The 26,418-nt window shown below is 69.2% G+C and carries 24 protein-coding genes; 9 read left to right on the forward strand and 15 right to left on the reverse strand.

Going from position 1 to position 26,418, the window contains the following annotated elements; translation table 11 throughout:
- Window positions 1–15: 15 nt before the first annotated feature.
- A complete protein-coding gene (gene lpxC, locus ABDZ95_RS07040) occupies window positions 16–915 on the forward strand; it encodes a UDP-3-O-acyl-N-acetylglucosamine deacetylase (protein ID WP_343792092.1) in 900 nt (299 codons plus the stop codon).
- 13 nt (window positions 916–928) lie between these two features.
- On the opposite strand, the gene pgeF is transcribed toward lpxC, so the two are convergent.
- Genes pgeF through lgt form a run of 3 tightly spaced genes read right to left on the reverse strand, consistent with a single transcriptional unit; the run spans window position 929 to window position 3,652 of the window.
- Window positions 929–1,699 carry a peptidoglycan editing factor PgeF gene (pgeF, locus tag ABDZ95_RS07045; protein WP_343792094.1) on the reverse strand — a complete coding sequence of 257 codons (771 nt, stop codon included), beginning with the start codon at window positions 1,697–1,699 and terminating at the stop codon, window positions 929–931.
- Window positions 1,696–2,775, reverse strand: coding sequence for a class I SAM-dependent methyltransferase (locus tag ABDZ95_RS07050; protein ID WP_343792096.1), 1,080 nt, complete (start codon window positions 2,773–2,775; stop codon window positions 1,696–1,698). Before ABDZ95_RS07050 ends, pgeF begins: the two co-directional genes overlap by 4 nt.
- Before the next feature lie 4 nt (window positions 2,776–2,779).
- Window positions 2,780–3,652 carry a prolipoprotein diacylglyceryl transferase gene (gene lgt, locus ABDZ95_RS07055; protein ID WP_343792098.1) on the reverse strand — a complete coding sequence of 291 codons (873 nt, stop codon included), beginning with the start codon at window positions 3,650–3,652 and terminating at the stop codon, window positions 2,780–2,782.
- A 170-nt stretch (window positions 3,653–3,822) separates the two neighbouring features.
- Here lgt and ABDZ95_RS07060 point away from each other — a divergent pair, with 170 nt between their 5' ends.
- The 3 genes from ABDZ95_RS07060 to ABDZ95_RS07070 all read left to right on the forward strand — a co-directional run bounded on the left by ABDZ95_RS07060 (window position 3,823) and on the right by ABDZ95_RS07070 (window position 5,474).
- Entirely contained in the window at window positions 3,823–4,101 is a 279-nt protein-coding gene (locus ABDZ95_RS07060) for an accessory factor UbiK family protein (RefSeq protein WP_343792100.1), read from the forward strand.
- Between the two features lie 64 nt (window positions 4,102–4,165).
- On the forward strand, window positions 4,166–4,669 hold the full coding sequence (locus ABDZ95_RS07065) for a type III secretion system chaperone family protein (RefSeq protein ID WP_343792102.1): 504 nt from the start codon (window positions 4,166–4,168) through the stop codon (window positions 4,667–4,669).
- Between the two features lie 4 nt (window positions 4,670–4,673).
- On the forward strand, window positions 4,674–5,474 hold the full coding sequence (locus ABDZ95_RS07070) for a pyrroline-5-carboxylate reductase family protein (protein WP_343792104.1): 801 nt from the start codon (window positions 4,674–4,676) through the stop codon (window positions 5,472–5,474).
- Here the strand turns inward: ABDZ95_RS07070 and ABDZ95_RS07075 are convergent.
- The 3 genes from ABDZ95_RS07075 to ABDZ95_RS07085 all read right to left on the reverse strand — a co-directional run bounded on the left by ABDZ95_RS07075 (window position 5,471) and on the right by ABDZ95_RS07085 (window position 8,252).
- Window positions 5,471–5,962, reverse strand: a complete 492-nt coding sequence (locus ABDZ95_RS07075) for a hypothetical protein (protein ID WP_343792106.1) — start codon at window positions 5,960–5,962, stop codon at window positions 5,471–5,473. The genes ABDZ95_RS07070 and ABDZ95_RS07075 overlap by 4 nt on opposite strands.
- Before the next feature lie 84 nt (window positions 5,963–6,046).
- Window positions 6,047–7,390: an ATP-binding protein gene (locus ABDZ95_RS07080; RefSeq protein WP_343792107.1), complete on the reverse strand. Its 1,344-nt coding sequence runs from the start codon at window positions 7,388–7,390 to the stop codon at window positions 6,047–6,049.
- 130 nt (window positions 7,391–7,520) lie between these two features.
- Window positions 7,521–8,252 carry a response regulator gene (locus ABDZ95_RS07085; RefSeq protein ID WP_343792109.1) on the reverse strand — a complete coding sequence of 244 codons (732 nt, stop codon included), beginning with the start codon at window positions 8,250–8,252 and terminating at the stop codon, window positions 7,521–7,523.
- Window positions 8,253–8,340: 88 nt separating this feature from the next.
- Between ABDZ95_RS07085 and ABDZ95_RS07090 the strand changes: the two genes are divergently transcribed.
- Entirely contained in the window at window positions 8,341–9,219 is an 879-nt protein-coding gene (locus ABDZ95_RS07090) for a branched-chain amino acid aminotransferase (protein ID WP_343792111.1), read from the forward strand.
- On the opposite strand, the gene ABDZ95_RS07095 is transcribed toward ABDZ95_RS07090, so the two are convergent.
- A complete protein-coding gene (locus ABDZ95_RS07095) occupies window positions 9,216–10,205 on the reverse strand; it encodes a DUF4349 domain-containing protein (RefSeq protein WP_343792113.1) in 990 nt (329 codons plus the stop codon). The genes ABDZ95_RS07090 and ABDZ95_RS07095 overlap by 4 nt on opposite strands.
- 197 nt (window positions 10,206–10,402) lie before the next feature.
- Between ABDZ95_RS07095 and ABDZ95_RS07100 the strand changes: the two genes are divergently transcribed.
- Complete coding sequence (locus ABDZ95_RS07100; RefSeq protein WP_343792115.1) at window positions 10,403–11,671, forward strand: NupC/NupG family nucleoside CNT transporter; 1,269 nt, start codon at window positions 10,403–10,405, stop codon at window positions 11,669–11,671.
- 14 nt (window positions 11,672–11,685) lie between these two features.
- On the forward strand, window positions 11,686–12,306 hold the full coding sequence (locus ABDZ95_RS07105; protein WP_343792117.1) for a glutathione S-transferase family protein: 621 nt from the start codon (window positions 11,686–11,688) through the stop codon (window positions 12,304–12,306).
- On the opposite strand, the gene ABDZ95_RS07110 is transcribed toward ABDZ95_RS07105, so the two are convergent.
- Genes ABDZ95_RS07110 through ABDZ95_RS07145 form a run of 8 tightly spaced genes read right to left on the reverse strand, consistent with a single transcriptional unit; the run spans window position 12,303 to window position 21,686 of the window.
- Entirely contained in the window at window positions 12,303–13,316 is a 1,014-nt protein-coding gene (locus tag ABDZ95_RS07110; RefSeq protein ID WP_343792119.1) for a Rieske 2Fe-2S domain-containing protein, read from the reverse strand. The genes ABDZ95_RS07105 and ABDZ95_RS07110 overlap by 4 nt on opposite strands.
- Window positions 13,313–14,437: an ATP-grasp domain-containing protein gene (locus ABDZ95_RS07115; RefSeq protein WP_343792122.1), complete on the reverse strand. Its 1,125-nt coding sequence runs from the start codon at window positions 14,435–14,437 to the stop codon at window positions 13,313–13,315. The genes ABDZ95_RS07110 and ABDZ95_RS07115 overlap by 4 nt, the downstream gene beginning before the upstream one ends.
- Window positions 14,430–15,686: a cell division protein FtsA gene (locus tag ABDZ95_RS07120; RefSeq protein WP_343792124.1), complete on the reverse strand. Its 1,257-nt coding sequence runs from the start codon at window positions 15,684–15,686 to the stop codon at window positions 14,430–14,432. Before ABDZ95_RS07120 ends, ABDZ95_RS07115 begins: the two co-directional genes overlap by 8 nt.
- The gene (locus tag ABDZ95_RS07125; protein WP_343792126.1) at window positions 15,673–16,518 is read right to left on the reverse strand and encodes an MBL fold metallo-hydrolase; all 846 of its coding nucleotides are present in this window, start codon (window positions 16,516–16,518) and stop codon (window positions 15,673–15,675) included. Before ABDZ95_RS07125 ends, ABDZ95_RS07120 begins: the two co-directional genes overlap by 14 nt.
- Window positions 16,515–17,504: an NAD-dependent epimerase/dehydratase family protein gene (locus tag ABDZ95_RS07130; RefSeq protein WP_343792128.1), complete on the reverse strand. Its 990-nt coding sequence runs from the start codon at window positions 17,502–17,504 to the stop codon at window positions 16,515–16,517. Before ABDZ95_RS07130 ends, ABDZ95_RS07125 begins: the two co-directional genes overlap by 4 nt.
- Entirely contained in the window at window positions 17,501–18,496 is a 996-nt protein-coding gene (locus tag ABDZ95_RS07135; protein ID WP_343792130.1) for a 3-oxoacyl-[acyl-carrier-protein] synthase III C-terminal domain-containing protein, read from the reverse strand. Before ABDZ95_RS07135 ends, ABDZ95_RS07130 begins: the two co-directional genes overlap by 4 nt.
- 53 nt (window positions 18,497–18,549) lie before the next feature.
- On the reverse strand, window positions 18,550–19,884 hold the full coding sequence (locus tag ABDZ95_RS07140; RefSeq protein WP_343792132.1) for a sigma-54-dependent transcriptional regulator: 1,335 nt from the start codon (window positions 19,882–19,884) through the stop codon (window positions 18,550–18,552).
- Window positions 19,881–21,686: a sensor histidine kinase gene (locus ABDZ95_RS07145; protein ID WP_343792134.1), complete on the reverse strand. Its 1,806-nt coding sequence runs from the start codon at window positions 21,684–21,686 to the stop codon at window positions 19,881–19,883. The genes ABDZ95_RS07140 and ABDZ95_RS07145 overlap by 4 nt, the downstream gene beginning before the upstream one ends.
- A gap of 242 nt (window positions 21,687–21,928) precedes the next feature.
- Here ABDZ95_RS07145 and ABDZ95_RS07150 point away from each other — a divergent pair, with 242 nt between their 5' ends.
- Both ABDZ95_RS07150 and ABDZ95_RS07155 read left to right on the forward strand, forming a co-directional pair.
- On the forward strand, window positions 21,929–23,284 hold the full coding sequence (locus ABDZ95_RS07150; protein WP_425542979.1) for a dicarboxylate/amino acid:cation symporter: 1,356 nt from the start codon (window positions 21,929–21,931) through the stop codon (window positions 23,282–23,284).
- Between the two features lie 28 nt (window positions 23,285–23,312).
- The gene (locus tag ABDZ95_RS07155; protein ID WP_343792138.1) at window positions 23,313–26,399 is read left to right on the forward strand and encodes a TonB-dependent receptor domain-containing protein; all 3,087 of its coding nucleotides are present in this window, start codon (window positions 23,313–23,315) and stop codon (window positions 26,397–26,399) included.
- Window positions 26,400–26,418: the final 19 nt, after the last annotated feature.

Below are 26,418 nucleotides of genomic sequence, written 5' to 3' on the forward strand. Positions count from 1 at the left end.
GAAAGTGAGTTCAGTTTGTCGGTTCGCAACGACCATCTCCAGAAGACGACCATCGCCCCCGCGATCATCGCGGGCGTGGGCGTCCACACGGGCGACCGTGTGCGTCTGGCGGTGCGTCCTGCGCCGGTCGGCACGGGCATCGTCTTCGTGCGCACCGACATCAAGGACCGCGACAATGTCGTGCCGGTGCGCGGCGACATGGTCATCGACGCCCGCCTGAACACCCGCATCGCCAACGCCGACGGCGTCGAGGTCTCGACCATCGAGCACCTGATGGCGGCCTTCGCGGCCCTGGGCGTGTCGAACGCCATCGTCGAGATCGACGGGCACGAGGTGCCGATCATGGATGGCTCGGCCCTGCCGTTCGTCCAGCTGCTGGACCGCGCCGGCTTCCGCAAGCAGGAAGCCCCGGTCCGCTACATCGAGATCCTGGAGCCGATCCGCGTTCAGGACGGCGACAAGAGCGCGGCCCTGCTGCCGTGCGACCGCTACGAAATGCGCTTCGAGATCGACTTCGACAGCAAGGTCATCGGCAATCAGGTCGTGGACTTCGTCGTCGACGAGGACACCTTCCGTCGCGAGATCATGTCGGCCCGCACCTTTGGCTTCGCGCACGAGGTCGAGGCCCTGCGTAAGGCCGGCCTGGCCCGCGGCGGTTCGCTGGAGAACGCCGTGGTCATCGACGGCGACGAGATCCTGAACCCCGGCGGGCTGCGCATGGAGCGCGAGTTCGTGAAGCACAAGGCGCTGGACGCCATCGGCGACCTGTATGTCCTGGGCGCGCCCCTGCTGGGCCGCTACGAGGGCGTGAAGGCCGGCCACGCGATCAACAACCTGCTGGTCCGCGAACTGCTGGCCAACCCGCACGCCTGGCGCGAGGTCGTCCGCGTGCCTGAAATGGCGATGGCGGGCTGAGAGGCCCCGGCGCTCAGCCCAGGCTGATCGCGCTCATCAGCCGGCCGAAGTCCGGCTCTCCGTTCAGATATGCACGACGGTTCGAGTAGAAACGGGCCGCATCCACGCGCGTGTCGTCGCCGGTCCAGGCGGCCTCGCCGACGCCGGCCTGTTCCAGACGCCACAGGACGAAGCCCGGCAGGTCGAACAGGCGCTTGTCTGCGGTTGGTCCGGCGACGAAGAACCGTTCGCTGCCCGGATCGTGGTGGGCGAAGCGCTCCTCGAAGTCGGCGCCGACCTCGTAGCTGTCCTGCGCGATGCAGGGGCCGACGACGGCGACGATGCGTGAGGGCTCGGCGCCCAGCGCCTGCATGCCGGCGACGGTCGAGTGGATGATCCCGCCCAGCGCGCCCTTCCAGCCGGCGTGCGCGGCGCCGACGATGCCGGCCTCCGCATCCGCGAACAGGACCGGGGCGCAGTCGGCCGTCAGCACGCCGCAGACCACGCCGGGCGTGGCGGTGACGACGGCGTCGCCCTCGGGCCGCTCGCCCTTCCAGCCGGCCTCGGCGACGCGGCAGACGGCGGAATGGATCTGGTAGCAGGCGGCGATGTCGTCATGCGTCCCGCCGAACCAGCCGGCGATGCGGCCGCGGTTCTCCAGCACGGCGGCCGGATCGTCCTTCGAGCCGACGCCGGTGTTCAGGCCTTCGTAGAGGCCGGTGGAGACGCCGCCCTCGCGCGTGAAGAACCCGTGGCGGACGCCTGCGCGCTCCAGCAGCGGATGGGTGATCGGCGTCAGCGTCATGACGGGTCCTCGAAGCCGGGGACGACCAATGCCCTCGGAGAGAAGATCGCGCAGGCCTTGAACAGGGTTCCCATCTGCTCGTCGCCGGTCAGGCGCTCCAGCTGGCGATCGATCACCGACGCGGCGTCCGGGCGGCCGGTCTTCAGCCGTTCCGCGCGATGCTCGATGCCCAGCAGGCGCAGGAACTCGCCCTGACCCATGCATCCGGTGATCTCAGCCCCGGCATGGATGGCGGCTTCCAGCACGGCGGGGAAATCGGCCCACTGGGTCAGGTCCACCTCGCCGGGATCGGTCAGGGGATCGACTTTCTGATGGCGGCGCAGGCCCTGCAGGGTGTCGCCGGCGCCGGCCTTCGAGCGACCGTAGTCGATCAGCAGGGCCGCGCCCGAAGCCGCCTTGACCAGTTGCGCCAGATCGCGACCGAAGCCGGCCTGCTGGTCCGAAATCTCGATCGTCTGGCCGGGCTCGACCGCGTAGTCCGGCCGCTTGAAGCCGCCGGTGATCTTGGTCAGTCCGAACAGCAGGTCGCCATCATCCGACACACCGACTCGGCGCTCGGCCCAGCCGTCCTCCGTCTTCACGAACTGGCGCGCGGGCAGGCAGTCCAGCACCTCGTTGGCGATCAGGATGACCGGGACGTCGGTCTCGATCCGGTCCAGCGCCGAGACCCAGCGAGGATGGATGTCGCTGTCGGCCAGCATGCGGGCCTGCGCCTCGCGCAGGGGCGCGCTGGGCTCGATCAGGATCAGGTCGACGGCTTGCAGAAAGTCCGGAGCCAGCCGGGCGGCGCGCAGGGCGTCGGCCATCAGTGTGCCGTCGCCCGGGCCGACCTCGACCAGCCGCACCCGCTCCGGTGCGCCCAGCCGCTGCCAGACCTCGACCACCCACAGGCCGATCAGCTCGCCGAACATCTGGCTGACCATCGGGGCGGTGATGAAGTCACCCGTCGCCCCGATCGCCGGACGCGTGGCGTAGTAGCCGTCCTGCGGGTCGTGCAGGCAGCGGGTGACGTAGTCGGCGATCGTCATCGGCCCGGTGAGAGCGATCTCCCGCGCCAGCCGGTCCTTCAGGCTCATGACGTCAGGACGCGGCGGCGGGCGGACGGTTCCATGCGCGCCAGATCAGCCAGGCGCCGATCAGCATCATCGGGATCGACAGGAACATGCCCATGGTCAGGCCCAGCGGCAGGTTCTCCAGACCGGCGTCCGGCTGGCGCACGTTCTCCAGAAGGATGCGGTTCAGACCGTAGCCGACCAGGAACAGGCCGGTGACGTAGCCCGGCTTGCGCAGCAGGCCGAACTTCCAGATCGCCAGCGCCAGAACGCCGAACAGGAAGACGCCCTCCAGACCCGCCTCGTAAAGCTGGCTGGGGTGGCGCGGCACGTCGCCGGCGGGGCAGAAGCCGTACAGGCTCTGGATCCGCTCGTTGCAGAAGCGCACGGCCCACGGCACGTCGGTCGGACGGCCCCACAGCTCGCCGTTGATGAAGTTGGCGATCCGGCCGAACATCAGGCCCATCGGCGCAGCGGCCAGAGCCACGTCGCCGACGCTCAGCACGTTCAGCTTCAGACGGTTGGCGAAAGCCAGCACCGCGATGGTGCAGCCCAGCAGGCCGCCGTGGAAGGACATGCCGCCGTCCCACAGGCGGAACAGGGCCAGACGCTCGCCCCAGTCCGCGCCGCTGAACAGCTGACCGTACAGGGCGGGCTCGTAGAACAGGGCGAAGCCGAGGCGGCCGCCCAGGATGATGCCCAGCGTCACCCACAGGATCAGATCGTCCAGCTGCTGGGTGTTCATCGGCGGCTGGCCGGGCGACCACAGGCGCATGGTCTTGATCAGCCTGGCGGCATACCACCAGCCCAGCAGGATGCCCGCGACATAGGCCAGCGCATACCAGCGGATATCCAGCGGGCCGATGCTGACCAGGACCGGGTCGAACTCAGGAAATTGCACGGGCGCTCCTGCCGAGGTGACTTCGCCTCGCTTCTAGCAAGCGTCGCGGCGCCCGTCCCTGAAATTTCCGCAACCGATTGAAGCAGGGCAGGGTGACCGGAAAGGTTTCGTTCACCATATCGGGCAACCCTTGTTAACCAGACGAACCCTTTGAGTCGGAGCGTCATTCCATGCAGACCCGCAATCCCATCCTGGACGAGTTCGCCAAGCTGACGACCGGCGCCATGGGCCTGGCCCAGGCCGCAGGAGAAGAGGCCAAGACCGCCTTCCGTGCCCAGGCCGACCGCTTCGCCGCCGACATGGATCTGGTCCGTCGCGACGAGTTCGATGTCCTGAAAGCCGAGATCGCCGCCCTGCGCGCCGAGGTCGAAGCCCTGAAATCAGCCGCCAAGACGCCTCGAAAGGGAACGTCCACAGCAGGGGTTCCCCCCAAGGACGCAGCCGGTTGAGCCGAATCTGCGAACCCGCCTACGGTTCCTTAACAGGGCGTGAGTCGCGCCCAGGGATGACTTGATGGACGCCGCACGGCCCGAAGAAATCGACACGCCACACGATCCGCTGGACGTGGTCGAGCATGTTCTGGTCGCGGAAAATCTTCCGTTCGACCGGACGGACGAGGGCGATCTGGCCTTCTCCCTGGCCGGCGACTGGAAAGACTACGAGCTGTGGTTCGCCTGGCGTCCCGAGGGCGATTGCCTGCAGCTGTGCTGCGCCCTGGATCTTCAGGCCAGCAAGTCGCGCCGCGCCGCTGCCTATGAGCTGGTCGGCCTGATCAACCAGCGCACCTGGATGGGCCATTTCGAGGTCTGGGCCGAGGACGGCGAGATCGTCTTCCGCCACTCGCTGGCCCTGCCGATGGGCGAGCGTCCGACGCTGGCCCAGGCGGCCTCGATGATCGACGCGGCCGTCGAGGCGGCCGATCGCTACTACCCCGCCTTCGACTTCATGGTCCGTGGCGCGAAGAAGCCGCAGGAGGCGATCGACGCCTGCCTGTTCGAGACCGTCGGCACGGCCTGAGGCCATGACATCTGACACCGCAACCGGCGCCGTGGTCCTTGTGGGCTGCGGCCGTCTGGGCTCGGCCATTCTGGAAGGCTGGCTGACGACCTCGACGGTTGCGCCGGCCGACCTGATCATCCTGACGCCGTCGTCCAAGCCCGCCGCCGATCAGGCGCAGCGGCAGGGTGCGAGCATTAATCCCGACCTTTCCGAGCTCGCCCGATCGCGCGTCGTGGTTCTGGCTGTGAAGCCGGCCATGTGGCGCGCTGCGCTGGAGCCTCTGCTCCCGCATCTGGCGCCGGACGCCCTGATTGTTTCGGTCATGGCCGGGGTGAAATCAGCCGATATCGCCAGCCTGTCCGCCCGCACCGTCGCCCGCGTCATGCCGACGACCGCCGTGGCGCAGGCCAGCGGCGTCGCCGCGCTCTGGTCCTCTGATGCGATCGCAGCGGACGCGGCGCGAACGCTCTTCGCGCCTCTGGCCGACGTCGTCGATCTGGAAGCCGAGGATCAGATGGACGCCGCCACCGCCGTCGCCGGCTCCGCGCCCGCCTTCATCTACGCCTTCGTGGCTGCGCTGGCGCAGGCGGGAACAGGGCAGGGACTGTCGGAGGAGGCCGCGACGCGGCTGGCCCGTGGCGCGCTCAAGTCCGCGGGTTCAGGCGCGGGAACGGGCGAGGCGCTCGACATCCTGATCGCCCGCATCGCCTCGCCGGGCGGGACGACGCGGGCCGGTCTGGATGCGATGGCCGAAGACGGCGGGCTGACGCGCGCGGCCGAGGCCGCGGTCAACGCCGCCGTGGAACGGGCCAGAAGCCTTTAGCGAACCGTATAGCGTCCGTTGGCCAGGTTGCGGGCCAGACGCTCATAGGCGCGGTCGGCGTCGGTCCAGGTGGTCGAGCCCTGCACATCGGCGAGGCTGGGCGAGAACCAGTCGTAGCGCACCGGTCGGGTGCTTCCGTCCGCCAGAACGACCGTGCCTTCCACCGCGGCGCCGCCGATGGAACGGCTGCGAAGCGGATCGAGACCCGGGCGCTTCACCAGTTGCTCCATGGTCGGCCGGTTCGGCTTCAGGTCGGTCAGCACCAGATCGATACGGGCGCCTTCCAGTTCGGCGCTGTCGGCCAGGCGCGACTGCAGAACCCAGGTCAGACGGTCGACCTGTTCCTGCACCTCACGGGCGCCCAGGTTCTCCGCATCGCGCTGAAGCTCGTGACCGATCGTGACGTTGACGGTGGCCGGCTCGGCGGCGGCGATGCCGGCGAAGGCGATCGTGGCGGCGAAAGGAGCGAAGAAGGCGAGTTTACGCATACGAATTCCTCCATGACCCCCCGGTCATGCAGCGAAAGATGCGCCCTACGGCTCCGCTTCGCCAGTGGGATGCGACGAAAGTGATCAGCCGGGCAGGCGGATCAACGCCTTCAGCCCGCCCATGGCGCTGCGACCCAGGGTGATGTCGCCGCCATGCCCGCGCGCGACGTCCCTGGCGATGGCCAGGCCCAGTCCCACGCCCTTACGGTTCTGGTTGCGGGACTCGTCCAGACGCGAGAACGGCCGGAACGCCTCCTCATGCATGTCCTCCGGGATTCCCGGCCCGTCGTCCTCGACCGTCATCTCCAGCCCGCCGGAGGGCAGGGCGCGCGCGCTCAGGCGGACATGCTCGCCATGCGACGCCGCATTGCCCGCCAGATTGGTCACCGCCCGCTTGAAGGCGAGGGGGCGCAACGTCGCGATCAGACCGTCCTCGACCTGGACCTCGACCTCGGCCCCGGCGCGCTTCGCGTCCTCGGCCGCCGTATTCAGCAGATCGGAGATGGAGATCGGCTGGGCCGCCTCGCCGGCCTCGCCCCGCGCGAAGGCGAGGTATTCGTCGATCATGTGCTCCATCTCGTCCATGTCGCCACGCATCGCGTCGGCGCGCTTGAACGGCGGGGCGAGAGCGAGCTCGAGCCGCAGCCGGGTCAGGGGCGTGCGCAGGTCATGGCTGACCGAGGCCAGCAAGGCCGTGCGCTGGTCGATGTGCCGCTGGATCCGGTCGCGCATGTTCATGAACGCCTGGGCCGCGGCCCGCACCTCCTTCGCGCCATGCGGCTTGAACCGCTCCTGCGCCTCGCCACGCCCGAAGGCTTCCGCCGCCTCGGCCAGTCGCTCGATCGCGCGCACCTGATTGCGAATGAACAGGATGGCCACGCCCATCAGCAGCACCGTCGCCACCAGCAGCCACAGCACGAAGATGTGGGCCTGCGTCGCCACCGCCCGCTCGCGCGGCGCGATGATGCGCAGCACGCCCTGCGGCTGCTGCACGCGGATGTCGACGTAGGCGGGGTAGCGGGTGGTGTCGAACCAGAAGGGCTGGTCCAGTCGCGTTGTCAGGGCGCGCTCCAGAGCGCGATCGACGACGCCCAGGGCGCCGCGCCGCGTCTCGTCCGGCAGCGTCTCGCCTTCGCGCAACTGAACGGACAGGGACATCGACCGCTCGGCGCGTTCGGTGATCACCGCCATGTTCTGCGGTGAGGGATCGTCGGCATAGCTCTCGACCGCCCAGGCGATGTCGCCGGCCAGGCCGTCGGACAGGCGCGCGGTCACCGTCTGCCAGTGGGCGTCGAAGAAGGCCCAGGTCACCGCCACCTGCATCACCAGCACCGGCAGGACGATGATCAGCAGCGACCGGCCCCAGAGCGAGGACGGCAGCCGTCGCTTCAGAAATCGCGGCCAGAGGCTGGCGGGCAGAAGTCTCACAGCAGTTCCTCCCCCTTGGGAGAGGGGGACCATCCGAAGGATGGTGGAGGGGTGTCGAAACGTGCGCGGAGCATCCGCCCCTCCACCGCTTCGCGGTCCCCCTCCCCCGAGGGGGGAGGAACGGGTCTCATCAATCCGGCGCCAGCATGTAGCCGATGCCGCGCACCGTCTGCAGGTAGCGCGGGTTCTTCGGATCGGCTTCCAGTTTGCGGCGCAGGCGGGTGACCTGGACGTCCACGGCGCGGCCGGTGATGTCGGCCGTGTCCGGCGACAGGCTCATCCGCTCGACCGGGGCGTGGGCGTGGATGGCCAGTGTCTTCAGAAGCTGGGCCTCGGCCTCGGTCAGGCGCTGCAGCTTGCCGTCGCGGGTCAGCTCCAGCCGCTCCATGTCGAACACCGCCGGCCCCAGCTTGATCTCGCGCGGCGTCAGCGGCTTGCCGCCGGTGCGACGCAGGATGGCGTCCACCCGCAGCGCCAGCTCGCGCGGATCGAACGGCTTGGACATATAGTCGTCGGCGCCGCGCGACAGGCCCTCGATCCGGTCGTCCGGATCGCCGCGCGCGGTCAGCAGCAGGACCGGCGTCTTCGACGTCTCGGCCTTGCCGCGAATCCAGGTGGTCAGGTCGAACCCGCTCTCGCCCGGCATCATGACGTCCAGGATGATCAGGTCGAACTCGATCAGTTCCACCAGACGCTTGGCCGCCGCCGCGTGGGCCGCGCCGGTGACGCGGTAGCCCTCGCGCGTCAGGAATTCCTTCAGCAGCTCACGGATGCGGTCATCGTCATCGACGACCAGCAGATGGCGGCCTGCGCCGGGACCGGCGATGGGGCCGGAGCGGCCATTGGGGCGAACGTCGCTCATGCGGATGCACCCTGATGGTCGTCACAGGCGTTGACCTGAGCGATTCCGGGGGGTCTAAACCGGGGAGCTTTGCGGGAGACGTTCTTCAATGGCCTTCGTTCCTTTCGACGATCGTGACGGCTGGATCTGGATGGACGGCGATTTCGTTCCCTGGCGGGAAGCGAAAACGCACGTTTTGACCCATGCCCTGCACTACGGCTCGTCGGTGTTCGAGGGTGAGCGTATGTATGGCGGCGAAATCTTCAAGCTGACGCCCCATTCGGAACGCCTTCAGAAGTCGGCGAACCTGCTGGATTTCGACCTACCTTATAGCGTGGCCGAGATCGACGCCGCCAGCATCGAAACCTGCAAGAAGATGGGATTGTCGGACTGCTATGTCCGTCCGGTCGCCTATCGCGGGCCCGAACAGGTCTCGGTCTCGGCCGTGAACAACAAGACCCACGTCGCGATCGCCGTGTGGGAATGGCCCAGCTATTTCGATCCGGAGACCAAGGCCAAGGGGATTCGGCTCGAGTGGGCCAAATGGCGTCGCCCTGACCCGATGACCGCCCCTTCGGCGGCCAAGGCGGCCGGCCTCTACATGATCTGCACCATGTCCAAGATGGCCGCCGAGAAGCGCGGCTATGCGGACGCCATGATGCTGGACTGGCGCGGCTATGTGGCCGAGGCCACCGGCGCCAATGTCTTCTTTGTGCAGGACGGCGTGATCCACACCCCGCCGGTCGATGCGATTCTGGATGGCATCACCCGCCAGACCATCATCGAGATGGCCAAGGCGAAGGGCATCGAGGTCGTCGTGCGCCACATCCGTCCGGAAGAGCTGTCGACCTTCTCGGAATGCTTCCTGACCGGCACCGCCGCCGAGGTGACGCCGGTGAGCGAAGTCGGCGAATACCGCTTCACCCCCGGCGCCCTCAGCCTGGGTCTGATGGAAGACTACGGCAAGCTGGTCCGCGGCCAGCTTTAGGCGGGAGTCGGCGCCTTTCGACGGCGGCGCACCGTGGCCCACCACACCGCGCCGCCGATCACGGCGATCGGCAGCAGGACTGATCCGGTGGTGATCAGCACCGCCAGCATGCCCATCGACAAACCGAACGCGTTTTGCAGCGCCTTGGCGACGGGGCGCGTCGGGCTGTCGGCGGCCATGGCGCCGCCCTCGCGGTAGTCGATGATCAGGGTCGCGGACTGCACGCGGCCGTTCAGCTCGCGCAGTTCGATTTCCTGCCGATCCTGCAGACGTTGAAGCTCGGCCAGCTGGCGCTCGATCTCCATCTGCTGGGCCAAGGTGCCGCCGCGCCGCTGCTGCAGTTCGCGGATGCGTTCGGCCAGGGTGGCGGTGGTCTTGGCGCCGGTCTGCGCCTCGTCGATGCCGCGGGTGACGTCCTCGCCGACGGTGGCGGCTTCCTCCAGAGCGCCGCCGACGTTGGCTGCGTCGAGCGCCAGACCCGCGCGGAAGCGGTTGATCCACTCCGGCTGACCCCGCATCTCCAGACGGCCGCCCGGATTTCTCGTCGTCCAGTCGGCTTGGGCGGAGACCATCTGACACAGGCCCGGGCCGGCTGAAACGCAGGCGAACTCATGCCGGCTCATCAGCTCCGCCCCGCGCTCCTTCGGCAGGGCGACGGCGTAGCTGAAGGCGTAGGCGATGCGGGCAACGGGGGCGAGCGGGGCGGGGCGAGGCTCGACGACAGGCGGGGGGACATCGGCCGCGACATAGTTTTGGGCGACGGCTTGCGGCGCCGCTGCGACAGACTCGACGGCCTGCGGCACGCGGGCCTGAAGCTTGGGCGGGGGAATGTCGTCTGCCGCGATTGTCCGCTGTTCGGCGGGCACCGGCTCGATGATCTCGACCGTGGTCGCGTTGTCCGAATAGGTTCGTTCGTCGGCGCGCTCGGGTGAGCAGGCGGCCAGAACCAGTGCGCTGGCCGCAGCCAGCATCAGAGCCTTTCTCATCGTCATTCTCCCTGTCGCCGTGGTGATCACGGTCCTGTGATGGCGCGCCCGGATAACGGCGAAGTCTGGACGCAGGCGAAGCGGAACCTTGGCCGTGGCGCGTTCAATTCGCGGCGTGGTTTCCGCCCTTGCCAGACCGCCCCGGGTGGCGTTCAACGGGCGAGGGCCGGACAGTCGCCGGCGGGGAAGTGCATTCGATGTTCAGCCTGCTGAATCTCCAGAGCCTGCTCGGGCTTCTGGTCATCGTCGCGGCCTGCTGGGGCCTGTCGGAGAACAAGCGGGCCTTCCCGTGGAAACTGGCCATCGGCGCCATCGTCGTTCAGGCGGTGCTAGTGCTGGTGCTCTTCAATCCGGCCTCGCACGGCGTGCTGCATGCGGTGAACGCGGCGGTCGACGGTCTGGCCCGTGCGACCAGCGTCGGAACCAACTTCGTGTTCGGCTATCTGGCCGGCGGCGGGTTCCAGCAGCCCTATTCGGTGCAGGAGCCGGGCGCCCTGTTCACCTTCGCCTTCCAGGTCCTCCCGCTGATCCTCGTGATCTCGGCCCTGTCGGCTCTGCTGTGGCACTGGAAGATCCTGAAGTGGATCACCTACGGCTTCGGCATCCTGTTCCAGAAGACGATGGGGCTGGGCGGCGCCTCGGCGCTGGCCGTGGCCGCCAACATCTTCCTGGGCATGATCGAGAGCCCGATCGTCATCCGCGCCTACCTCGACAAGCTGACCCGGTCAGAGCTGTTCCTGATGATGGTAGTCGGTCTGGCCACCGTCGCCGGCTCGACCATGGTCGCCTACGCCCTGATGCTGGCCCCGACCCTGCCCAACGCCGCCGGCCACGTGCTGGTGGCCTCCATCATCTCGGCCCCGGCCGGCATCCTGCTGGCCCGCATCATCGTGCCGGAAAAGCCGGGCGAGGGCGGAGCCCATGCCGAGTACGACTCGCCCCTGAAATACGACAGCGCCATAGACGCCATCGTGAAGGGCACCTCGGACGGCCTGATGGTCGTGCTGAACATCTCGGCCGTGCTGATCGTCTTCGTCGCCCTGGTGGCGCTCGTGAACATCATTGTCGGCGGTATCTTCGGCGAGGGCATCAGCGTCGAATGGTTCCTCAGCTGGATCTTCGCCCCCGTCGCCTGGCTGACGGGGGTCCAGTGGGCCGACGCCCGCGAGGCCGGCCTGCTGCTGGGCGTCAAGCTGACCCAGACCGAGTTCAAGGCCTTCATGGATCTGGGCGCCGTTCCGGCCGGCGCGATCAGCGAGCGCACCCGCATGCTGCTGACCTACGCCCTGTGCGGCTTCGCCAATATCGGCTCGGTCGGCATCACGGTGACCGGCCTGTCGGTCCTGATGCCCGAGCGTCGCGAAGAGGTGCTGGGGCTGGTCTGGAAGGCGCTGTTCGCCGGCTTCCTCGCCACCCTGATGAGCGCGTCCATTGTCGGGGCGATGCCCGGCTCCATATTCGGTTGAACCGGAGACCGACGATGAAGCTCTACACCTCGCACCGCGCCCCCAACCCCCGCCGCGTCCGCTGGGTCATGGCAGAGAAGGGCATCGAGGACGTCGAGATCGTCGAGATCGACATCATGGTCGGCGAGCACAAGTCGGCCGACTATCGCGCGAAGGTCGGCGTGCCGCATGTCCCGGCGCTGGAGCTGGACGACGGCACCGTCTTCTCGGAATCGCTGGCGATCGGCCGCTATCTCGAGGCCGTCTATCCCGAGCCCAACCTGTTCGGCCACGACGCGCGCGAGCAGGCGGTGATCGAGATGTGGACCCGCCGGTGCGAGTTCTATCTGGCCAACCCGATCATGCTGAACGTGCGCCACTCGCACCCGGCGCTAGCCGCCCTTGAAGCGACCCAGGTCCCGCAGGTGGCCGACTACAACAAGCTGGCGGCCGAGAAGTACATGCGCTCGCTGGACCGCCGTCTGGCCGAGCACGAGTTCCTCGCCGAGGACCGCTTCACCATCGCCGACATCGTCGCCGTGGTCGGCCTCGATTTCGCGCGCCTGATCAAATATCGCCCGCCGGAAGAGTTCACCCATCTGGCCCGCTGGCTCGAAGCCTGCCGCGCCCGTCCGGCGGCGAAGGCCGGCGCCTAGAGCTCGAAGTCGAACGGGCCTTCGCGGGCCGGCTCGATCTTCTGGCCCTGATACAGCTGGGCCACCCGCGCGCCGAGCAGGTCGCCGGGGCCCTGCAGGAAACGCGGCGCGCCGAAGCGTTCGATGTTGTCCAGCTGGCGGGCGAGGGCGTGGCGGTCCTGCGCGACCACCTTCTCGAGAAAGAAGCGGATCGCCCGCTCCTTCAGCCAGCCCGGCCCGCGCCCCTTGGGCGTGGTGAAGCAGGCGAAGGGCGCCAGCGTGGTCGGCGTAACCGGGGTGAAGAAGACCGTCACGCACAGCGTCAGCCCGCGCGGTCCCTCCCATCGGGCCTGCACCAGCGTGGGGGAATAGAGCCGTGTCCGGCTGCGGTCGCGCGGCGGTTCCAGCATGCGGGACATCCAGCCCATGTCCGGCCGGGGCTGTTCGATGATCGACTCGATCCAGTCCTCGCCCGTCTCGACCGACAGCCGCACGGGGATGCGCCGGTTGCTGCGGCGGATGATGCCGTCATGGATGAAGTTGGTGTGGAACGGGTCCAGCACGTTCTCCAGCGCATCCAGCGCCCGGCCGCGCCAGACGCCCTGCGACCACCAGAAGTGATCGTGATCCGCCGCGCCCCACGGGCCGAGGTCCGGCAACTCCGGCCCGCCGGGCTGCAGCCGCACCAGCACCGCGCCGTGGATCTCGCGCGCCTCGACCGGCCGCGCGGCCAGCCTCTGCCGCTCGTCTCCATCCAGCGTGCAGCCGGGCACGTCCACGCAGGCGCCGTCCGCCCCGAACCGCCAGCCGTGATAGGGGCACTGCACCGTCCCGTCGACCAGCCTGCCTTCGGACAGCGGATAGTTCCGGTGCGGACAGCGGTCGATCAGGGCGACGGCCCCGCCCGCCTCATCGCGAAACAGCACAAGCGACGTGTCCGCCACCGTCCGCGCCAGCGGCTGGCTCTTCAGCTCCCGCGACAGGGCCGCCATCTGCCAGCTTCGGGCGATGCTCTCGGGCAGGGGCGTCACGTCCGGCTCCAGCGATCGGGCTCCAGCGGTTGCCCGTTCCATTCGATGTCCGCCGTCATCGCCTCCGTCAACGTCCGGCCGGTGCGCAAGGCGTCGCAGGCGAACGCCGCGGCATCGACCAGCGCCCCCAGAGAGGGCAGGGGATCTGCCGGCGCCGACAGCACGTCCTCGCCCAGTCCTCGCGCGCCCCGGCTCCAGACCGCCGGCCCCAGGCATCGCGGTCGATCCGCCATGTCAGCGTGACCTCGCGCCATCAGCGCCCGGCCGAAGTCCGCGCTGCGGTCGAAGAGGTGCACGCCGCTGGTCGCGCGCGGATTGCACTCGATCAGCCACGGCCGGTCCCCTGCGTCGATCACCGCATCGAACGACAGCTGCCCGTCGCCGGCCCAGGCCGCCAGAGGCTCGATCATTCGCCGCAGCCGCTCCGTCTGCACCGGTCCCAGCGGCCGGAAGGCCAGCGCCGCACCGCCCCGGCTGCGCAGCGGCGAGCCATAGACCGACAGGGCGTCGATCCGTCCGTCATTGCAGACGGCATAGAGGCTGACGTCCTCGCCCAGGATGCGCTGCTGCACGACCCACGGCTCGGTCGGGGAGGGGCGCAGCGCCTGCAGCTGTTCCGGTGTCGGCCCCACCAGCGTCCTCGCTCCGAACCGCGACCAGACCGGCTTCAGCACCAGCGCCTCCAGCCCCTCGCGCGGCAGGTCGGCAGCGTCGGCTGCCATCCGCGTCTGCGGCGCATCCACCCCCAGCGTCCGGCACAGGGCGGCGAACCGGTCCTTGGCGTGCAACTCCGCGAGACTTTCGACCTCAGGAGCGAACAGCCGGTTGGCGAACCCGTCGATGGCGGCCAGGGCGGACAGGTGGAAGACCTCCTCGCAGGTCGGGATGATCCGCACCGGATCCAGCCGCGCGACCAGAGCCCGGACATCCTGCGCGAACCGGGCCGGAGTCTGAACCGGCGCGGCATACCGGTGCACCGGCCCCGCCGTCCGCGACCAGCGCGCCAGCCGTGCGGGGCTGCAATCGGCCAGATGCGGCTCGAATCCCGCCGCGCGCAGGCTGCGCGCCAGATCCAGCGCCGCCGCCGCCCGCGCCCCGGTGATCAGGACCCGCTCAGCCATCGATCCAGCGCACGCGCCGGCGTTTGACGACGATCTCCGGCGGTGGTCCGCCCGCCGTCACCGGCAGTTCCAGTCCGCGCCGACGCAACAGCTCCCGCACGGAGTCGGCGGCCGCGGTGACGTCGTCGGGCACGGCTTGGACCATCACCCCGCCCGGCCCGGCGACCGCCCGCCATTCCGCCTCGGCGCCCAGGGCTTCGCAGACTGCATCGTCCACCGCGCGCGGCGGGATCGTGATCCCGCCCCAGCGCCACAGGTCCTCCAGCCGTCCCTCCACCGGCCGGATCGCCTGCAGGGGCGATCGGCAGATGCAGGTCGTCGGCTCCAGCAGGTCGCCCAGCCGCACCCGCACCATCGGCTGGGTGACGCGCCTCAGGTCGGTGATGATCGGCACGAACCGGTTCGTGCCTGCCACAGCCTCCCGCTCCACCACCATCACATCCTCGTTCAGATGCAGCGTCCCCAGTCGGCAGGGCGCGGCGAGGAAGCCTTCGGTGGCCTGATAGATCGGCGCCGGCCGGCTCTCCAGCACGGCCTCGATCCAGTCGCGCTCGGCGTCGCCCATCGGCTCGGCGCCCTGCAGCAGGCGGCGCGGCGTCCATGATGCGCCCGTCTCCACCCGCCGCGCCAGATCGGCCAGCACATGGGAGGGGGCGATCACCACGTCCGGCCCGAATGCCGCCAGCCGCTCGACCCGCTCGTCGCCCGGTGTCTCCAGCCCGAGGAACAGGAAGCGGAATGGCCCGGCCCCGGTGACGTCGCTGTACAAGCTCGATGTCGCGCGCAGACACAGGGCGATCCGCGCGCCCCGGATCAGGGCCAGACGCGGCAGCAGGCGCGCGATCAGATGGCCGAGGTACTCCGCTCGCTCCGCCGGGCTGCTGAGAAACAGGCCGCGCAGGCCGCCCGACGATCCGGACGAAAAGCCCGCCGACACGCCCGGCCGGACCTCGCCCGCGCCGCCGGTCTCGGCCTCCCGCGCCGCCGCCTCGGCTTCTGCCCGCGTCAGGCCGAGGGTGTTCCACTGGTCGAAGTCGCGCCGCTCCTCGTCCGGCGACACGATCGGGAAGGCCTCCAGCGGCTGACCCGCCAGATGCGCTACGGCTGGCGTGCGGGCGATGACCGGCGTCATCCGCGTCCACAGTCGCGCCTGCCGCGCCTCGATGTCCGGACGCGTCCGCAGCCGCGCCGCGCTCCAGCGGGCGGCGATCCAGCTTTTCAGGACGGCCGATCGATCAACCGTCGCCACGGGGCGTGTCCGTCTGCACCTCGCCGCAATGCGACGGGGTCAGCACCAGTTCCGGATTGCGCGTCCACAGACGGTGCAGGGCGTTCAGCGTGCTGCGATACGGGCCGGTGTCGCCCAGCAGGGCGGTGGTCAGGCGCGGCGGCGGCATGTCGTCCCGTACCTGTCCGCTGGACCAGGCCGCGTCGGCGATCAGGAAGCGCGTCCGGTCGTCCGCCTCACGCACCACCAGTCCCCAGTGCCCCGGACAATGGCCGGGAAGATGCACCGCCAGCAGGGAGCCGTCGCCCAGCAGGTCCGCGCCGGTCTCGAACGGGCTCAGGTCCGGCCCCAGCGCGACCTGCGGCCGATCCTCGAAGAAGGCTGCGCGCGTGTCGACATGCTTCGGCACCAGCCCGGCCAGTATCCCCTGTCTCACCCGGCCGAACCGACCGCCCTGCCGCACCCGCTCCAGCCCGGCCCGGGCGCAGAAGACCCGGGCGTTGGGGAAGCGGTGAAGCCCCGCGACATGATCGCCGTGGAAGTGGGAGACGACGACGGTCGTCACATCCTCGGGCTTCACCCCGAAACGGGGCAACTGATCGACCACCGCCTGCCCGAACGGCAGGTCCACCGGCGTCGCCCAGCGGTACAGCACCTCCGGCCAAGTCCGTGTCGCGGCGAAGAAGGCGGGATCATAGCCCGTGTCGAACAGGATCGCGCCTTCCTCGGGATGCAGGATCAGGGCGGCGAGCGCGGGAAAGACGACCGGCTTCAGGCTTCCGTCCCGGCGCGTCATCACCTCGGGATGCGAGCAGGCTCCGGCACGCAGGATGTGGACGCGGCAGCGCCTCATGCTCGCGCGGCCAGCTTCGGCGCCACCTCCATGGCGGTCTCCACCGCGTCGAACTCCGGCTCGTAGTCGATCAGCGCCTTGGCTCCGCTCAGATCGAACGCCTGCGACCAGGCCAGGGTCGACAGGGTGTAGGGCGTCAGCACCGGCTCGGGCCGGCCCGGCAGGAGGCGGCTGACGCCCTCGGAGATCACCGACAGCACTTGGCCGACGGGCAGGGGCACCGGCACGATCTTCACCTCGACCCCCAGCGTCTGGCTCAGCCGTTCGACCAGTGTCGCGATGGGCAGGGGGCGGCCGCTGGTGATGTTGACCGCATGACCGCCGGCCCGTTCGCGATGCTGGTCCGCCAGCAGCAGGGCGCGCGCGGCGTCGCGTCGGTCGGTCAGCTCCACCAGCGCCTCGCCGCGTCGGAACAGAGGGAAGCGGCCCTTCTTCACCAGACGCAGGATGCGCGGCAGCAGCACCGCATCGTCCGGCCCGACGATGGCGCGCGGACGCATGGAGACGGTGCGGAAACCCGGCCTGTCGGCGGCGCGAACGATCCTTTCCGCCTCGCCCTTGGTCCGGGCATAGGCGTTCAGCGGCTTGTCGGGCCAGGGCGTCGCCTCGGTGATCCCGGTCTGGTCCCGCCAGCGGGCATAGACCGACGGCGAGGAGACGAAGATGAAGCCGTCCGCGCCTGCCGTCTGCGCCGAGGCCAGCAGACGCCGGGTCAGCTCGACGTTCGCCCGTTCGAAGTCGGCGTCCGGACCCCACGGGCTGGACAGGGCGGCGGCGTGGAAGACCACGTCGATGTCCGCACAGGCGGCGTCGGTCTGGTCCATCAGGTCGCCGGCGAAAACCTCCGCGCCCATGCTCTTCAGCCGTCGCAGCGCCGCCGGCTGCCGCCCCGAGGCGCGCACCGTGTAGCCGGCCACGATCAATGCGGCGACGACCGCCAGACCCAGCCCTCCGGTAGCCCCGGTGACAAGCGCCCGGCGGCTCATGTCCGCACCACCATGGCGGCGGCGCTGATGCCCGCGGCGGTGCCGAGCAGGAGGACGGACTTGCCCGAACCCAGCCGTCCCGCCGCCTGGGCCTCGACCAGAGCCGTCGGCACGGAGGCGGCGATCTGGTTGCCGCGCGTATTGAAGATGTCGACCACCCGCGCCGGGTCGCCGCCCATCAGTCGGCGCACATGCTCCAGTCCCGGCGCGCTGGCCTGATGCGGCACGATCAGATCGACGGTCTCGCGCGTCAGTCCGGCCTCGCCAAGCACCCGGTCGATCAGCACCGGTAGCGACCGCGCCGCCGCCTTGAAGATGCTGAATGGATCCATGTGGAAGCGCGCGCCCTCGGCCAAGGCCTCGAACCCGTCGGAGATGCGGATGCGCGTGCCGCCCGAACGCAGCGTCGCCAGATCCTTGCCGTCGCCATAGGTCTCGAAACCGCGTGCCATGAGGCCCGGCCCGGACCTGTCGGCCCCGGCCTCGATGCAGACGGCCGCCGCACCATCGCCAAAGATGGCGGCCGAGGGCGGGTTGGCCCAGTCCAGCCCGGCCGAGGCGATGTCGCTGGACACGATCAGGGCGCGGCGGAACCGGCCGCTCTCGAACCCCATGGCCACGACGTCCAGCGCGGTCACAAAGGACAGGCAGGTCTGGTTCACGTCGAAGGCCCAGATGCCCGACTTGCCCAGCCCCAGCGCCTCCTGGATCAGCACCGAGGTGCCGGGGATGGGCTGTTCCATCACCCCGCAGGCGCCGATCAGGACGTCGAGGTCCGACGCCTGCCAGCCGGCCATGGCCAAGGCCCGTCGCGCGGCCTCCGCGCCCATCATGGAGGTGGTTTCGTCCGGCCCGGCCACGCCACGCGCGGCGATGCCGAACTGATGTGCGGTCCAGCCCTCCGCCTGCCCGAAAATCGGGTCCAGCGCGCTGGAAGGCCTCTGTTCCTTCGGGGCGTACAGCCCGAAGCCGGCGAACGTCATCGGCGTCATGGACAGATACCTAGACCTGCCCGCGAACACCGTCCATCGCGGTTCGTCGCAAGTTATCGACGATGCTGCGCGGGCTGGATCTGGTGTCGGGCCATCTTGTCGTAGAGCGTCTTGCGCGGCAGGCCGAGCGTTTCGGTGACCCGCCGGATGTCCCCGTTCCACGCGGTCAGGGCCTCGCGGATCAGTTCCGCTTCGTAGCGGGCGACCTTGTCTGCCAGCCTCTCGCCGTCCACGGCGTCGCCCGCCGCCGGCCCGAGGCCGACAACCACCTGATTGGCGAAGTTCGACAGCTCCCGCAGATTGCCGGGCCAGTCATGCTCCAGCAAGCGGCGACGCACCGCATGGTCGATCGGGGGCAGGGGACGGCCCAGCCGGTCGGCCGCCCGGCTCATGAACCGCGCGAACAGCATGGGGATGTCGTCGCGCCGCTCGCGCAGGGGCGGGGTGCGCAACCGCACCACGTTCAGCCGGTAATAGAGATCTTCGCCCAGATCGCCGCGCGTCACTGCCGCGGCCGGATCGGCGCGGGTCGCGGCCAGCACGCGCAGGTCCAGCGCCTGCGGTTCAGAGGCGCCCAGCGGCAGGATCTCGCGTTCCTCCAGCACCCGCAGCAGCATCAGCTGGACCGCGCGCGGGGCCTGATCGACCTCGTCGAGGAACAGGCTGCCCTGATGCGACTGGGCGATCTGCCCGTCCCGCCGACGCAGGGCGCCCGGGAAGGCGCCGGCCTCGTGGCCGAAGAGCTGCCCCTTGGCGTCGCTCTCGGGCAGTGCGGCGCAGGCGACCGGGACGAAGGGCTTCAGGCGACGCCGGCTGGCGTTGTGGATCGCCCGCGCGACAGCCTCCTTGCCCGCTCCGGTCTCGCCCTCGATCAGCACATCGACATGGGCGTCGGCCAACTGCGTGATGGCTGTGCGCAGGGCCACGATAGCGGCGCTGTCCCCGCTCAGCGGAATGGCCCAGTCGCCCTCGGCCGCCAGCGCGCTGAGACGGCGGTTGTCCAGAACCAGCGACCGCTTCTCCAGCGCCCGTCGCAGGGTGTCGATCAGCCGTTCGGGGGCGAAAGGCTTGGTCAGGAAGTCATAGGCCCCGCGCTTCATCGCCTCGACCGCCTCGGCCACATCGCCGTGGCCGGTGATGATGACAACGGGCAGATCCGGATCGTCGGCCAGCAGCCGGTCGGTCAGTTGGCGGCCGTCCATCCCCGGCATGCGCAGGTCGGTGACCACCACGCCCTCGAACCCGGCGTTCAGCGCCTTGAGCGCCGCCTCGCCCGAGGGGAACTGCGTCACCTTCAGGTCCTCCAGCTCCAGCCGTTCGGCCAGCGCTGTTCGGAAGGCCTCGTCGTCCTCGACGAGCGCCACGCGGTTGAGGGTCTTGAAGCTCATTTCGCCCCCGGCAGGATGATGCGGAACGTCGCGCCCGGGCCGGCGTCGTCATGGACCAGCTCGCCGCCGAAGCCTGCGACGATGTCCCGGCTGATCACGAGGCCCAGCCCCAGCCCGTCCGGCTTGTCGGTGGTGAACGGCGTGAACAGGCGGTCGCGCACGGTCTCGGACAGGCCCGGCCCGTTGTCGGCCACGCTGACCACCACCTTGCGCCCCTTCGTCTCGACCGAGATGAGGATGCGGGGCGAGGGAACGCCCTCTACGGCCTCGATGGCGTTCTGGAGCAGGTTCAGCACCACCTGCTCCAGCCGGTTGCGCTCGGCCTTCACCATCAGGTCCGGCTGGCCCGGCGTCCGCTCCAGTGTCACGCCCCGTTCGCGCAGGCGCGCGCCGGCCAGCATCAGGGCGCCGTCGATGGCCGCCTCTACACTGACCGCCACCGGGCCCGAGCGCGTCTTGCGCGAGAAAGCGCGCAGTTCGTCGGTGATCGCCCCGACCCGCTCGGTCAGCTCGCCGATCCGGCTCAGCTGGCGCGCCGCGGCGTCCGCATCGCTGCGCTGCAGATAGACGCCGGCCGTGTCCGCATGGGTGCGGATGGCGGCCACCGGCTGGTTGATCTCGTGCGCCACCCCGGCGGCGATCTGGCCCAGCGTCGCCAGCTTGTTGGCCTGGATCAGCTCATCGTGCAGGTCTTGCCGGTTCTTCTCCAGCCGCTTGCGCTCGTCGATCTCGTGGCTCAGCCGGTCGTTGGCGGTGCGCAGTTCGATGGTGCGCAGATCGATCTGCCGCTCCAGCTCCGCGCGCGCGGCTTCCTCCTCGACGGCGCGTGCATGGGCGCGCTGGCGGCGGCGCAGCAGCACCCCGGTCAGCCCGGCCAGCAGGGCCACACTCAGCAGGGCGAGCACACGCGCCGAGAGCACGGCGCGGGTGATCGTGGTTCCCGCCGGCTGCAGCAGATGCAGGCTCCAGCCCAGCTCGGGAATGGGCGCCGACACGCGGGCATAGGTGTCGGAGGGCACATCCCGCGACAGGCTGATCATGCCGGGCGTCAGGGCGTCGAACGGCAGTGTCGACAGATCGGCCCGGCCCGCCGTCTGGTCCACCGCCAGCCGTCGCCGCCGATCCGCACCCAACTCGCCCGTGGTATGGAAGCGCCACTTCGAGACGGTGGTGATCAGCACCACGCCGTCGCCGTCCGTCACATAGGTCGGCTCGCCCGAGGCCCGCCAGTCGGCCTCCAGCGCGTCGAACTCCACTTTGGCGACAATCACGCCCAGGGCGCGCCCGTTCGCATCCGTCACCCGCTTGGCCAGATACAGGCCCGGCCGGTTGCTTACGGTGCCCAGCGCGAAGAAGCTGGCCTGACCGTCGCGCATCGCCTCGTGGAAGTAGGGGCGGAAGCGGTAGTCCGAGCCGACGAAGCTGATCGGTTCGCGCCAGTTGCTGGCCGCCAGCGCCAGCCCGTCCGTGTCCAGCGCATAGATGACTGCGGCGCGCGTCTCGCGGGCCAGGCCCTCCAGCTTCCGGTTCAGACGATCGACGGCGGAGGGATTGGCGTCGCGCAGCAGGGCCTGGATGTCCGGATCCTGAGCCAGCACCATCGGCAGCGACCGGTGCCGCTCCAACTCGCTGCGCAGCACGGCGGCGTGCAGAGCGGTGGCGGCCCTCGCCTGACGCAGGGCGTCGCCCTCCGCCTCACGCTTCGCGACCTGCCCGGCTGCGAACACCGCAGCGAAGGCGACGATAAGCCAGACCACGCCGAACGCGCGCCACTGTCCCCGGACTGTCCCCAGAATCCGCATGCGCTAAACAATGCGGATTTTCGCATGAATGGCCAGAGCGTATGTGCGGAAATCCGCACATTAGATCCGGGTTTAGTGCGGTCAGTTAACGAAAGTCTTTTGAAATCAATCCGAAACGTCCGGTCGCCGATCCGCTTGTCCGTGCGCCCCGCCGATCCCGATACTTGACCCAAGCCGCCGCGTCAGACGGGGTCGTTGCGTACGGAGTCGCACCCCGCGACTTCGAGGGAGGATTCGAGTTGATCCAGATTGCTCACGGCGGAGCCGCGCCTGGCCCGCGCCGCCCCTTCTACCGCAGCCTCTATTTCCAAGTGATCCTCGCCATCCTGCTGGGCGGGACCATCGGTCACTTCTGGCCGACCTTCGGCGAGAGCCTGAAGCCGCTGGGCGACGCCTTCATCAAGCTGGTGAAGATGATCATCGCCCCGGTGATCTTCCTGACCATCGTCACCGGCATCGCCGGCATGCGCGACCTGAAGCGCATCGGCCGCGTGGCCGGCAAGGCCTTCGCCTACTTCTTCACCTTCTCGACCCTGGCCCTGATCGTCGGCCTGGTCATCGCCAACGTTGTGCGTCCGGGGCAGGGCCTGAACATCGACCCGGCCACCCTCGACGCCGGCGCGGTCGCCCAGTACGCGGAAGCCGCCCACGAGAGCACCATCGTCGGCTTCCTGACGGGGATCATCCCCGACACCCTCGTCAGCGCCTTCGCCACCGGCAACATCCTGCAGGTCCTGTTCGTCTCGATCCTGTTCGGCATCGCCATGGCCATCGTCGGCGACGCCGCCGCCCCGGTGCAGCGCGCGTTCGAGTCGCTGAGCGCCATCGTCTTCCGCCTTGTGGCCATTCTGATGAAGGCCGCGCCCATCGGCGCCTTCGGGGCCTTCGCCTTCACCATCGGCGCCTACGGCATCGGCGCTATCGCCAACCTCGCGGCGCTGATCGCCACCTTCTACCTGACCTCGCTGATCTTCGTTCTGGGCATCCTGGGCGTCGTCGCCTGGGTCAACGGCTTCTCGATCTTCAAGCTGATCGGCTACCTGAAGGAAGAGCTTCTGCTGGTGCTCGGCACCTCCTCGTCGGAAGCGGCTCTGCCCAGCCTGATGCAGAAGATGGAGCGCGCCGGCGCGCCCAAGTCGGTCGTCGGTCTGGTCGTCCCGACCGGCTATTCGTTCAATCTGGACGGCACCAACATCTACATGACCATGGCGGCGCTGTTCATCGCTCAGGCCATGAACATCGACCTGAGCCTGCAGGATCAGATCCTGCTGCTGCTCGTCGCCATGCTCAGCTCCAAGGGCGCCGCCGGCATTACCGGCGCGGGCTTCATCACCTTGGCCGCGACCCTGGCCGTGGTGCCCAGCGTGCCGGTCGCCGGCATGGCGCTGATCCTCGGCATCGACCGCTTCATGAGCGAGTGCCGGGCCCTGACCAACTTCGTTGGCAACGCCGTCGCCACCCTGGTCGTCGCCCGCTGGGAGGGCGAGCTCGATCAGGACCAACTTCACGCCGCACTGGGCTCGCGCCCGCGCGGACTGGCCGCGCCGCCCGATCCGGCGGCGGGACCGGGGGACAAGGAAAGCATCACCGCCGACTAACGGCGGGACGCTACGGGAGGAGAACAGTATGACCATCACTCAACGCAGCGGACTGCTCGCGGGCACGGCGGCTCTCGCCCTGCTGGCGTCGGCGGCCGGGGCCATGGCCCAGACCGCGCCGCAACCCGCTCCGACGGGGCAGGACCCGGACGCCACCACCATCGACGACGTGGTCGTGGTCGGCACCCAGATCCGCGGCGCCGCGACCACCGAGGCCCTGCCGGTCGTGGTCTTCGGTCAGGACCAGATCGACGCTGTCGGCGCCGTCTCCGGCGACGACCTGATGCGCTCGATCCCGCAGATGGGCGACGTCCTGTTCGATTCCGCCAACAACCCGCAGACGTCGAACTCGGCGCGCGGCGATGTGAACTCGGTCAACCTGCGCTCGCTGGGCGTCGGCAACACCCTGGTGCTGCTGAACGGCCGCCGCATGGTCCAGCACCCGACCAGCCAAGGCACGTCGGACACCGGCACCGTGCCTGTCCTCAGCTACAACTCCAACGCCATCCCGGTTGCCGGGCTGGAGCGGGTCGAGGTGCTGCTGGACGGCGCCGCCGCCATCTACGGCGCCGACGCCGTGGCCGGCGTGGTCAACACCGTGCTGCAGGACGACTTCGACGGGTTGCGCATCCAGACCCGCTACGGCGGCGCCGAAGGCACCAGCCTGCGCGAGTTCGAAACCAACATCTTCGCCGGCAAGGATCTGGAGCGCGGCAACGTCTCCCTGTTCGTGAATTATTCGGATCGCACGGCTCTGATGGCCGAGGATCAGGACTTCACCCGCAGCGACGACATGCGGCCCTTCTTCTCGGGCTTCCCGGGCTATGAGACCTCGAACGTGCCGGACGGCCGCTCGTCGCACTCGCCGTGGGCCCAGCTGGCGATCCCCGCAACGACGACGGCCCTGCGCCCGCGTCAGGGCACGACCGTCCTGGCCACCGCCGCCGGCGCCTTCCACGTCCAGCCTTCCAGCTTCGGCTGCGTCGGCGCGAACCTGAACAACGGCCTCTGCCTCGTCAGCGGCACGGTGGCCTACAGCGGCGTCAACCGTGACATGCGCTACGACACCCGCCACGGCACGACCGTGCGTACGGATCTGGAGCGCATCAACGTCTTCGCGACCGGCCGCTATGACCTGACCGACAATGTCGAGGCCTTCGGCGAGATCGGCATCTATGCGGCGGAGAGCAAGGCGATCCAGCCGCCGGTGGTGAACCTGAATGGCCTCTGGATCCCTGCCAGCAACTACTGGAACCCCTTCGGCCCGGTGACCTTCGCCAACGGCCAGGCCAATCCGAACCGCCTTCCGGGTCTGGTCAACGTGCCGGCCGCCGGTCTGCCGGTTCGTCTGGGCAACTACCGCTTCGTGGATACCGGCTTCCAGGAAGTCACGGTCAAGAACTACCAGTCGCGTATCCTCGGCGGCCTTCGAGGCGAGTGGCGCGGCTTCGACTGGGAGACGGCGCTGGTCTACTCCGAGGCCGAGGCCGAGGACATCTCGCCCAACGTCAACATGACCGCCCTGCAGCGTCAGCTGGCCCTGTCCACCCCGGACGCCTACAACCCGTTCAGCGGCGGCTGCATCGCGACGCCCAGCTTCGCGGACTGCTCGCCCTCGTCGCAGGCGGCGATCGACGCCATCGTCTTCGACCTACGCCGCCTGTCGCGCACCACCCTGACCATGGCCGACTTCAAGATGTCGCGCGGCGATCTGTTCGAGCTGCCCGCCGGTCCGGTCGGCGTCGCCTTCGGCGCCGAGGTTCGCTACGAGACGCAGTCGGACGACCGCGACGAGAACCTCGACGGCACCTTCACCTTCACCGACTCGGTCAGCGGCGAGCGCAACCTGTCGAACGTCTCGGCCGTCAGTCCTAACCCGGACACCGAAGGCAACCGCACCGTCGCCGGCGCCTTCGTCGAGTTCGCCATCCCGGTCGTCTCGCCAGAGATGAACATCCCGCTGGTGCGCAGCGTCAACGTCCAGCTGGCCGGTCGCGCCGAGCACTATTCGGACTTCGGCTCGGTCGCTAAACCGAAGATCGCCGTGGCCTGGGACATCTTCGACGGCCTGCGTGTCCGCGCCTCCTATTCAGAAGGCTTCCGCGCCCCGAACCTGGAACAGGTGAACGCCACCCAGTACGCCCGCCTCGCCGGCAACCTCGACTACATCAAGTGCGAAGCCGACCTGCGCGCCGGCCGGATCACCTCGATCAACGCCTGCACCCGCAACGCCAGCGCCTCGCTGCTGATCTCGGGTAACCCGGACCTGAAGCCGGAAGAGAGCACCAACCAGTCCTATGGCCTGGTCTTCCAGCCGCAGTTCCTGCCGGAAAGCTGGGGCGACTTCACCTTCACGGTCGATCGCTGGAAAATCGAACAGGAAGAGATCGTTGGCCTGCTCGGCGCCCAGAGCGCCTTGGCGCTGGACTATCTGAACCGCGTGCAGGGGACCTCGAACCCCAACGTCGTCCGCGCCGCGCCGACGGTGGATGACGTGGCCCTGTTCACCGGCACCGGCCTGACGCCGGTCGGTGACGTGATCTCGATCCAGGACCGCTTCATCAACCTGCTGCCGCAGACGGTCGAGGGTCTGGATCTGGGCTTCGCCTGGTCCAAGCGCCGCACGGCCTGGGGCAGCTTTACCTTCCGCCTCGACGCCTCGCAGTTGCTGACCTTCTCGCGTGAGCCGGGCGACATCGTCGACTCGCTCTACGCCGCGCGCGCGGCCGGTACGATCAACACCCTGACCCCGCTGCCGGACTCCAGCCAGCTGATCGCGCAGAACGGCCGTCCCGAGTGGAAGGTCAACAGCGCCTTCACCTGGCGTCAGGGCCCGTGGCGCGTCGGCCTGTCGGCCCAGTACGTCAGCGAGGTCAACCAGACGGGCCTGCTCAGCAGCACCGGCACGCCCTGGGTCGTCGGCAGCCAGTTGATCGGCAGCGCCTACGCCCAGTACGAGTTCGACGACATCGGCGTCGCCTCGGGCACGCGCCTGCGCCTCGGCGTTCGCGACATCACGGACGAGGGGCCGTCGCTGGCCGACGGGGGCTACCTCGGCTCGGTCCAGCGTCCCTACGGTCGCTATCTGTATGTGGACGTCTCCAAGACGTTCTAGGGCTTACGGCGGCGCGGAT

The organism is Brevundimonas kwangchunensis (assembly GCF_039523815.1).
Classification (GTDB): domain Bacteria; phylum Pseudomonadota; class Alphaproteobacteria; order Caulobacterales; family Caulobacteraceae; genus Brevundimonas; species Brevundimonas kwangchunensis.

What these genes read in the sequence shown, in the direction of transcription:
- pgeF (WP_343792094.1), bottom strand. Translation starts at nt 1,699, where the DNA reads ATGACGCTGACGCCGATCACCCATCCGCTGCTGGAGCGCGCAGGCGTC.
- ABDZ95_RS07050 (WP_343792096.1), bottom strand. Translation starts at nt 2,775, where the DNA reads ATGAGCCTGAAGGACCGGCTGGCGCGGGAGATCGCTCTCACCGGGCCG.
- ABDZ95_RS07060 (WP_343792100.1), top strand. Translation starts at nt 3,823, where the DNA reads ATGCAGACCCGCAATCCCATCCTGGACGAGTTCGCCAAGCTGACGACC.
- ABDZ95_RS07065 (WP_343792102.1), top strand. Translation starts at nt 4,166, where the DNA reads ATGGACGCCGCACGGCCCGAAGAAATCGACACGCCACACGATCCGCTG.
- ABDZ95_RS07070 (WP_343792104.1), top strand. Translation starts at nt 4,674, where the DNA reads ATGACATCTGACACCGCAACCGGCGCCGTGGTCCTTGTGGGCTGCGGC.
- ABDZ95_RS07075 (WP_343792106.1), bottom strand. Translation starts at nt 5,962, where the DNA reads ATGCGTAAACTCGCCTTCTTCGCTCCTTTCGCCGCCACGATCGCCTTC.
- ABDZ95_RS07085 (WP_343792109.1), bottom strand. Translation starts at nt 8,252, where the DNA reads ATGAGCGACGTTCGCCCCAATGGCCGCTCCGGCCCCATCGCCGGTCCC.
- ABDZ95_RS07090 (WP_343792111.1), top strand. Translation starts at nt 8,341, where the DNA reads ATGGCCTTCGTTCCTTTCGACGATCGTGACGGCTGGATCTGGATGGAC.
- ABDZ95_RS07095 (WP_343792113.1), bottom strand. Translation starts at nt 10,205, where the DNA reads ATGAGAAAGGCTCTGATGCTGGCTGCGGCCAGCGCACTGGTTCTGGCC.
- ABDZ95_RS07100 (WP_343792115.1), top strand. Translation starts at nt 10,403, where the DNA reads ATGTTCAGCCTGCTGAATCTCCAGAGCCTGCTCGGGCTTCTGGTCATC.
- ABDZ95_RS07105 (WP_343792117.1), top strand. Translation starts at nt 11,686, where the DNA reads ATGAAGCTCTACACCTCGCACCGCGCCCCCAACCCCCGCCGCGTCCGC.
- ABDZ95_RS07115 (WP_343792122.1), bottom strand. Translation starts at nt 14,437, where the DNA reads ATGGCTGAGCGGGTCCTGATCACCGGGGCGCGGGCGGCGGCGGCGCTG.
- ABDZ95_RS07125 (WP_343792126.1), bottom strand. Translation starts at nt 16,518, where the DNA reads ATGAGGCGCTGCCGCGTCCACATCCTGCGTGCCGGAGCCTGCTCGCAT.
- ABDZ95_RS07130 (WP_343792128.1), bottom strand. Translation starts at nt 17,504, where the DNA reads ATGAGCCGCCGGGCGCTTGTCACCGGGGCTACCGGAGGGCTGGGTCTG.
- ABDZ95_RS07135 (WP_343792130.1), bottom strand. Translation starts at nt 18,496, where the DNA reads ATGACGCCGATGACGTTCGCCGGCTTCGGGCTGTACGCCCCGAAGGAA.
- ABDZ95_RS07140 (WP_343792132.1), bottom strand. Translation starts at nt 19,884, where the DNA reads ATGAGCTTCAAGACCCTCAACCGCGTGGCGCTCGTCGAGGACGACGAG.
- ABDZ95_RS07145 (WP_343792134.1), bottom strand. Translation starts at nt 21,686, where the DNA reads ATGCGGATTCTGGGGACAGTCCGGGGACAGTGGCGCGCGTTCGGCGTG.
- ABDZ95_RS07155 (WP_343792138.1), top strand. Translation starts at nt 23,313, where the DNA reads ATGACCATCACTCAACGCAGCGGACTGCTCGCGGGCACGGCGGCTCTC.